This window comes from Acinetobacter schindleri CIP 107287 (genome assembly GCF_000368625.1).
Classification (GTDB): Bacteria; Pseudomonadota; Gammaproteobacteria; order Pseudomonadales; family Moraxellaceae; genus Acinetobacter; species Acinetobacter schindleri.
The window spans coordinates 56,918-64,078 of sequence record NZ_KB849578.1 but is presented as its reverse complement, the minus strand read 5'-3'; the positions used below and the strand labels follow the sequence as shown (position 1 = coordinate 64,078).

12 protein-coding genes are annotated in these 7,161 nt (G+C 35.0%); 3 read left to right on the top strand and 9 right to left on the bottom strand.

Annotated elements, in window-relative coordinates:
* Positions 1–349 precede the first annotated feature (349 nt).
* The 3 genes from F955_RS13255 to F955_RS13245 are packed head-to-tail and all read left to right on the top strand — an operon-like array spanning position 350 to position 1,635.
* Complete coding sequence (locus tag F955_RS13255) at positions 350–826, top strand: MmcB family DNA repair protein (RefSeq protein WP_004895647.1); 477 nt, start codon at positions 350–352, stop codon at positions 824–826.
* Between the two features lie 14 nt (positions 827–840).
* Positions 841–1,359, top strand: a complete 519-nt coding sequence (locus tag F955_RS13250; RefSeq protein ID WP_004895646.1) for a hypothetical protein — start codon at positions 841–843, stop codon at positions 1,357–1,359.
* Positions 1,360–1,368: 9 nt separating this feature from the next.
* Positions 1,369–1,635: a hypothetical protein gene (locus F955_RS13245; RefSeq protein ID WP_004895645.1), complete on the top strand. Its 267-nt coding sequence runs from the start codon at positions 1,369–1,371 to the stop codon at positions 1,633–1,635.
* A 66-nt stretch (positions 1,636–1,701) separates the two neighbouring features.
* On the opposite strand, the gene F955_RS13240 is transcribed toward F955_RS13245, so the two are convergent.
* The 9 genes from F955_RS13240 to F955_RS13200 all read right to left on the bottom strand — a co-directional run bounded on the left by F955_RS13240 (position 1,702) and on the right by F955_RS13200 (position 7,156).
* The gene (locus F955_RS13240) at positions 1,702–1,905 is read right to left on the bottom strand and encodes a hypothetical protein (protein WP_034429785.1); all 204 of its coding nucleotides are present in this window, start codon (positions 1,903–1,905) and stop codon (positions 1,702–1,704) included.
* 55 nt (positions 1,906–1,960) lie between these two features.
* Complete coding sequence (locus F955_RS13235; protein ID WP_004895643.1) at positions 1,961–2,389, bottom strand: hypothetical protein; 429 nt, start codon at positions 2,387–2,389, stop codon at positions 1,961–1,963.
* On the bottom strand, positions 2,390–2,737 hold the full coding sequence (locus F955_RS13230; protein ID WP_004895642.1) for a hypothetical protein: 348 nt from the start codon (positions 2,735–2,737) through the stop codon (positions 2,390–2,392).
* A 227-nt stretch (positions 2,738–2,964) separates the two neighbouring features.
* Positions 2,965–3,423 carry a hypothetical protein gene (locus F955_RS13225; RefSeq protein ID WP_004895641.1) on the bottom strand — a complete coding sequence of 153 codons (459 nt, stop codon included), beginning with the start codon at positions 3,421–3,423 and terminating at the stop codon, positions 2,965–2,967.
* Positions 3,401–3,895, bottom strand: a complete 495-nt coding sequence (locus F955_RS13220; protein ID WP_004895640.1) for a hypothetical protein — start codon at positions 3,893–3,895, stop codon at positions 3,401–3,403. Before F955_RS13220 ends, F955_RS13225 begins: the two co-directional genes overlap by 23 nt.
* A gap of 9 nt (positions 3,896–3,904) precedes the next feature.
* Complete coding sequence (locus tag F955_RS13215) at positions 3,905–4,423, bottom strand: hypothetical protein (protein WP_004895639.1); 519 nt, start codon at positions 4,421–4,423, stop codon at positions 3,905–3,907.
* A gap of 39 nt (positions 4,424–4,462) precedes the next feature.
* Positions 4,463–5,758 carry a ParB/RepB/Spo0J family partition protein gene (locus F955_RS13210; protein ID WP_004895638.1) on the bottom strand — a complete coding sequence of 432 codons (1,296 nt, stop codon included), beginning with the start codon at positions 5,756–5,758 and terminating at the stop codon, positions 4,463–4,465.
* Between the two features lie 2 nt (positions 5,759–5,760).
* On the bottom strand, positions 5,761–6,504 hold the full coding sequence (locus F955_RS13205; protein ID WP_004895637.1) for a ParA family protein: 744 nt from the start codon (positions 6,502–6,504) through the stop codon (positions 5,761–5,763).
* A gap of 145 nt (positions 6,505–6,649) precedes the next feature.
* Positions 6,650–7,156 (bottom strand): hypothetical protein, encoded by a 507-nt coding sequence (locus tag F955_RS13200; RefSeq protein WP_004895633.1) that lies wholly within the window; start codon positions 7,154–7,156, stop codon positions 6,650–6,652.
* Positions 7,157–7,161 lie beyond the last annotated feature (5 nt).

The window sequence follows — 7,161 nt, the reverse complement described above, 5'->3', positions numbered from 1 at the left end:
AAGCTGTTGATCACTCTTATTTATGTACTGGCTATTAAAGTCATCGTATTGCGACACATAGTTTGTCATTGGACGACACATAGTTTGTCATTGGACGACACATAGTTTGTCATTGGATGACACATAGTTTGTCATTGGCGACACATAGTTTGTCATTTATGCGACACATCCGGTGTCATATCCTGAATTTTGCGACACATCCGGTGTCATTTTTTAAATGCACCTTAGATCGTGAATTTTTACGATTAATTCCTCCTTTAAACGACACATCTAGTGTCATTTTCAGGGATTAGCGACACATTCAGTGTCATTTTCTGAAACAGATAAGTTGTCATTGAAGAGTTATAAAATGTTTACACATAATGAGCTTGTTTTAATAGCAGCCAAATGGGTTAAAAAGAACCTTAAGTTTCCTATTGTTACCACTGAGCTTAAAACTACTGGAAGTCGTGAGATTCCGGATGTATTAGCATTCCGATCAAACACAAGTCTGATTATTGAATGCAAAACAAGCTTGATTGACTTTAAAAGAGACTTTAAAAAACCTGAAAGAATTAACCAAGATAAAGGTGTTGGAAATTATCGCCTATACCTTGCACCCGAAGGTTTAATTCCGATTAATCTAATCCCTAAATCATGGGGGTTTCTTGAAATATCACCCAAGGGAATAATCAATACTGTACAATTTAGGCAGGGAAACATATATCACAATAATAGTTCACCGGAACTATATAAGATTGAAGATCCGTTTTTCCATCTATCAGATATTGATAAGGAACGTTCTTTCCTTTATTCCTTGCTCACTCGTAAAAACCAACAATTTTAAAAGGAAGATTTCACGTGTCATTTGACAAAAAACCTAACGTATTTGATTGTAAGATTCCAAATTTCATTGATCAAAACCAACCTGATACATGGCCAGACGTACTACAAGCAAGACTGTTTTCAATTGAATTATTCAATGTTAAATTTCAAGACCTAGAACCCAATGAACAAGCTTTCTTTAATCATATAAAAAACAATATTCAATACTATGATATTATTTTTAAAGAAAAAAGGGATGGAACCATAGATGCTGACATTGGTAGTTTTGATAGGCATTTAGTTCAAAATAGAGTGTATCTATGGATGCCTTTTCTTTTCTTTAGCGTTATTTCAAATTATGCCAATTTTTTTACCATAGGCCATGTATCACTGAGTACCACGCTTTTAAATGGTTTCGTTTTTTTAATTTCTTTATTTGGCATACCTACAACATTCTATAAAGATAGATTCGAGAAAAAAAGCTTTTATAAATGGTATCCGGCACTGATTATTTTTTCTGCGTTAATTTCTACTATTGCAGCCTTTATAACTTAAGAGAAAAAAATGAAAAAAGAAAAATTAGTTTACCCAATCAAAGTAAGTATTATTTATGCCGTCTTATTAACTGTTTTTGCATACTTATTTAGCAAGGTTGTACAACTTATCTCAGAGACAGTGAAGACATTTGAAACATCATTCATGCACATAGCTGTCATAGCACTTTTCTTTATTGTTGGTTTAATGGCTATCTCAACATTAGCCCAAAAGTTGGCTGTAAAACTTATCAAAGCGCCTGAATCAAAAAATGAAGACAACAACCCAAAGACATGAACCTTCATTAAAAAAGGAAGCGTTTATGCTTCCTTTTTTAATTTGCGAACGTTAATCAACGCTATATTATTTTTTAGCTTCAACCTTAAGAGTACCTTCTTCTGTTACCGCTATAGATCCATCCAGTAGCGTCTGTTTGATAATTTCATGGAATATCTCACTATCCCTCAACGGCTTTTTCCCGGCCTGTACAAGCGCCTTATTGACCGATAATGAAACATTGTTTAGAGCTTCTTCTTCCTGGTCTGTAAATCTAAATGTCTTTGACATATTCCAACCCACACAATAAATCACAAAATTATAAATGTATTTGTGATTTATGCTATTAGGAACCACAAATATTTTTTACATTGAAAATTTCATCATTATTAATTGAGAACATTTTTTTCTCTTCCAACTGCTTGTCCACGTCTTTAATGAAAGCATCTGAAAGTTGCTTATATTCCCACAAATTAATCTTATCTGATTCACTGCAAATCATATTTCTGTATTTTTCAAATTCAGAATTTATCACATGATTTTCCTTCACCGATGCAGCCAGGTTTAAAAGATCTTTGTTCAATCTATCGTTGATTGGCAGATAATATATAACCCCCAGGAAAAGCCCAAGGCCAACAAGATTTTTAATTAATCCCATGAATTTTGAAAGCTTATATCCAATCAATGAAAGTAAAACTACCAACATAACCAACATTGCGTTGTTAGTTGCTAAAACTGAAATCATGCTATAACTATCTACAATAAATTCTTTCATCTACTTGAAAACCCCCTTAATTTTTTCCGGATCACATATTGAAAAGAAATGATCACTTATTTCTTCATCAACTCTTTTTCTCTCAACAGGATCATCCCATACGGCAAATGTGTCTAAAATCTCAACAACTAATGACTTATAAAACTTCTGCTTTTCATTATCCTGGCTACTTTCTTCTTGATCCAATAGCTCTGATATGGTCTTTCCTTTTGAATATTCCACATGCTTTGATAAAGCGTATTGAACCATTGCCTGGCACTCACTGCTCTCTTTAACATCAAAAGCATACACATCTTCAAATTTAACCAATGCCAATACTAAAAAACAGCAACGAGCTAATTGCTTCATAGCTTAACCAACGTTCTTACTTTCAACTAGATACTGAATAGTGTCACAAGGTATTAGTGAGCTGCAAAAAATCACAGATTTTTATGGCTCCCGAAACCTTGTTCTGTGGCCACCACGGATGAACCCACTTAAGGGATGGTTGTAATCAGGGAGTAGGAAGGTGGATAAGCGAAGATCCCGGCTGTGGCGGTAGACACCGCCTACAGATTTCTTTCATTGCCTTTAAATTAAGAAGAACTAATCCGGAACATTTTCATAGGAATAACAATTATCAATAAAAGAACAAAACCCAAAATAAAACTATTTATTATTGTAAATGTTTTATTTTCTGAGTCTATCTGCTCTTTTGTTTTAGGTGGTGGGTTTACTTGATCAAACAAATTTTTGCTGTAAGTTGCTTCTTGCCCGGTAGACTTGGCAACTTCCCAACCATTATAAATTTCAGATAACTTATACATTTCATTGTTTGAGATTTTTCCATCTTCCATATCTCGCTTCACTAAAGCCGTGAAACTTTCTTTAAATACTGGTGAATCAATCTCATTGATCGCTTTAGTTAGCTCAGTTGTATTTTCTCCTGAAATTGCAACGAAGCCATTCCCCCACCATAAAATAACTACAATTAGCAGTAGCAGGGTTAGAAATCCACCGATGCTTGAACCCCTATTGTATATTTTCGCTTGCATTGGTAGCTCCGGTTCTGTTTCCTTCAATCATTCCAATTACTTCATTTAAAAAGGCTACTTGTGTTTTTAGATAATCAACATAACTTAGCGTTTGATCTTTTTCAGCGAATTCAGGTTCAAAGTCCGGATCTGAGGTAAGCCCCAACATATTTTTAACGTAATAATCAAAATATTCCTTTGAAAACGCATTTTCGTTAATTTGTCCTATGTTGCTGTACACCATCGCCTTTTTATCCGGATCTAACCGTTCAATTTCAATCATGACTGTATTGAAATCAGGATGAACCCCTACGAGTTCCTGAATTTTCAACAATCCTTTAAATTGATAAAAAGGTACAACCATTGCTTTAACTTCACTGCCGGTTCCGGCTACAGATTCGACATATTCATTAAAACTTTTTTCATTAGTGAAATATTGATCTTGGAACTCATGGTTCACAATAACAGCGATGACATTCTGACTTGTTGGCATGGCATTTTCCTATAGGCTTTCTTTGATGACGTAAAACTTCTTCTGACCTTGCAAAGTTTGCTCTAAATCTTCTTTTTGTTTTTGCCCCAGGTATGCTTCTGAAAAGTGCAAATATTTATGATTGGCTATAAATGTAAAATACCTTTCATCCTCATTTCTACCCATAACAAACAATTGATTATCTTTGGTAATCCCAATAAGTGTTGTTTCCGGTAAAACTGAGTTTTCAACAAAAAGTTTAGATTCAATTTCTTTAACATTGGCCAATACACTGATTTTTGCTGTATTTAACCGCTTAAGTTTTAAATAACTACTAAAACATATTCCAAAGATAACCAAGCCTATTACGACCGCTAAAAAAAGATTACCTTCTGAATAAATATTTAGATTTGCCAAAGGTGCAAGTAAGCAACCAAATACACCTAAAGCAATTGCTGAAAAACCATAGATCAAAGCTTTTTTTCCAGGCTTCTTGAAGTCTATTTCTTCCAGTGTTTTACGATTGTAGTAATTGACGTATTTATTCATGTATCACCTAAAAAGGCGGTCATTGACCGCCTTGTTTTTTTAAAATAATTCTCGCTGATTGATTAAAGCATCAACTTCCTTATTCTTTAGCTCTTTTGGAGAAACATAGCCGGCCATTTGATAACTCGCTACAATTTGGCCAATCTCTTCTAAAAGATTTGGGTAATTTCCTACAGCTTCCCAATTAACCTTCATGTCTTGGCCTGAAAAACTTTTCAAGACTTGTCTGCTTAGACGTGCTTCTGCTTCATCCTCATTTTCCATAGCTAAATCATAAAGATTTTGATAGCCAGTCAATGCGCCATGAGCATATTCTTTTTTAAGTTCTACACTTAAAAAACCATCTTTTTTGCCCTGCTCTTTTTTAGACTTTATTAAGCTTTCTGCGTCTTGCTGTAAGCTTTTTAATTTATCAATATCTGAGTTTGAGTCATCTACAGCATCAGTGCCTTTGTCTTCTGATTGAGTCAATGCAAAGCTTGCATCATTTGCATTTGCTACTGTAGTTTCAACCGCATTAGAGCCTTGTACATTGTCATCTTGGCTTACGTCTTCGTTTTCTACTACAGTTTCAACTTTAGGGGCGTTATCAACAATACTATGCTGAACATCCTCATTATCATCACCATTTGCTGATTTAAGCCACTTGCGACTTAGTGCCAGTGTGATAGTACCACCGCCTTCATTTTCGCTCTTAAACGACTCGATACGCTCTTTAAGATCCTCTTCATTCGACTTATATAGTTTCTCGATGTTTAAAATCACTTCAACATTAGAAACCACATCTTGAGCAACTAGGTCTTTCACATAATCAGAAACTTCTGTCACACTTAAATGGCGTGAAATCCAAGTTTTTGTTTTCCCTAACTGCTCACCCAATTCTTTAGGTGTTAAGCCTTTTTCATCAATTTCCTGTTTTAAGCGAATTCCAATTTCTGTAGCGCTTAAGTTTTCACGTTGAATATTTTCAACCAACTTACCTAAGCTACTAAAATCATTATTAATGATTGCTTCAACTGTTGAGCTATTCGGGTTTTCCGGCATATTTTCTTTTAGCCACTGAATTGCTAGAACACGTCTAGCACCAAAGTTTGTAAAGTATTTCCCTTTACTCTCTCCGTTATCACGAACGCTAATTGGTTCCAACTGCCCTACGCTTGCAATTGACATAGCCAATTCAATAATTTTTTCTTGGTCAAAATTTTGACGTGGATTTTCAGGATCAGCCTCAACATCACCAATTTGAAGAATGACCAATTTTTTACCGGCCAAGTTATTATTGTTTAACTTACCTACAGCACCCTTAAGCGCTTCTAATCCTTTATTACCTGACATGCTCAAACTCCCACTTTATCGAAGATCGCTTTATTCAACTGGCGAACCAACTTACCAGTCTTCGCCCCATTTTTCACTTTCCATACTGGCATCCCTGTATGGTTGGCAACCTTCACTGGATTTCGTAATGGAAGATAAGCGCCTGAGCCGAACATGTACCCTGAATACGCTTCTGTTACTTCCTTCAATTGACCTCGATCAAAACTACTTCTTAGGTCAACCAAATTCGGGATAAAGCCTAGAAATTGGATATTTGGGTTTAATTCTTGAATTTCTGAGATACGTTCAATTAACGTTCCAAAACCAGTATATGAATAACTATCTAATTGGAACGGACTTAAAATAAAGTCTGAAATTAGGAAAGAATAGTTTTGGAGTTTACCGCTTGTTGGCGGTGTATCTACTAAGCAAATATCAAAGTATTCATCAGCAGCATTGATGTTTTCAATCAGATTTTCCAAGTGCTCAACTTCAAGCTCTTCAATATCATCTGTGCCTTTGAATACAACAAAATTTTGCTCATTAGCTTTGCAGATTGAAGAAAAATCAATTTTCTTTGTGAAAATATCAATTGTGCTTAAAACATGGGTTGCATGTTTTTCTAAACTATCCCCTGCATTTCCTTGAGGGTCATTATCAAGAAACAAGATATTTAGTTTTTTTTCTAAAGCTGAATAAGCCAAGTGTGTGCTAATAAATGTCTTACCAACACCGCCTTTACGATTACTTACGACTAATTTTTTCATAGGGTTGCCCTTTCTCGTTTCCTTTAAGCCTTACCTTTCGGTATGTACTGCCAATTATACACCAAAAACACACCTTTTCAAACTATTAGAAGAGAAATATGTGCTTTTTATCTATTTATTTGTTGCGTCAACGCAACTTAATAACCTACACAAAAACCCCGAAATTAACCCTGGCGAACCCAATATACAAATACATTAAAACGCACCCTATCACAGCAAAGCACATGTATCTTATGGCAAGCTCACTGTTTTTTGTCCGTGATTGACCACCAAAAAAGTTAGTAAAGCATTTATACCAACAGAACAAAATACTGACCACAAACACCCCAAGAATACCCCACGCCATTCTAGTGTAATCGCCCTCGTCTTGAATTCTAATCCAAGCATCGAGACAATAAAGAACAACAAACAAAAGAACGCAAGCACCACCAATAATTAATTTACGATATTCTTCATTCGCTTTCTCTTTTGCCTGGATCTCAGATTTTCTCGATAAACGCAAAAGCCCTCTGTCCACTAATTTATTCAGTTCATCTTTATCCATATATGGAACATTGAGTGTTTTTGCTCTTCTTTTTGCATCATTTTCAGCTTTCAAATTTAATCTTGAAAGTCCTTTTTCAACGATCTCATCTGCTTCATTTTTATTCATTTTGA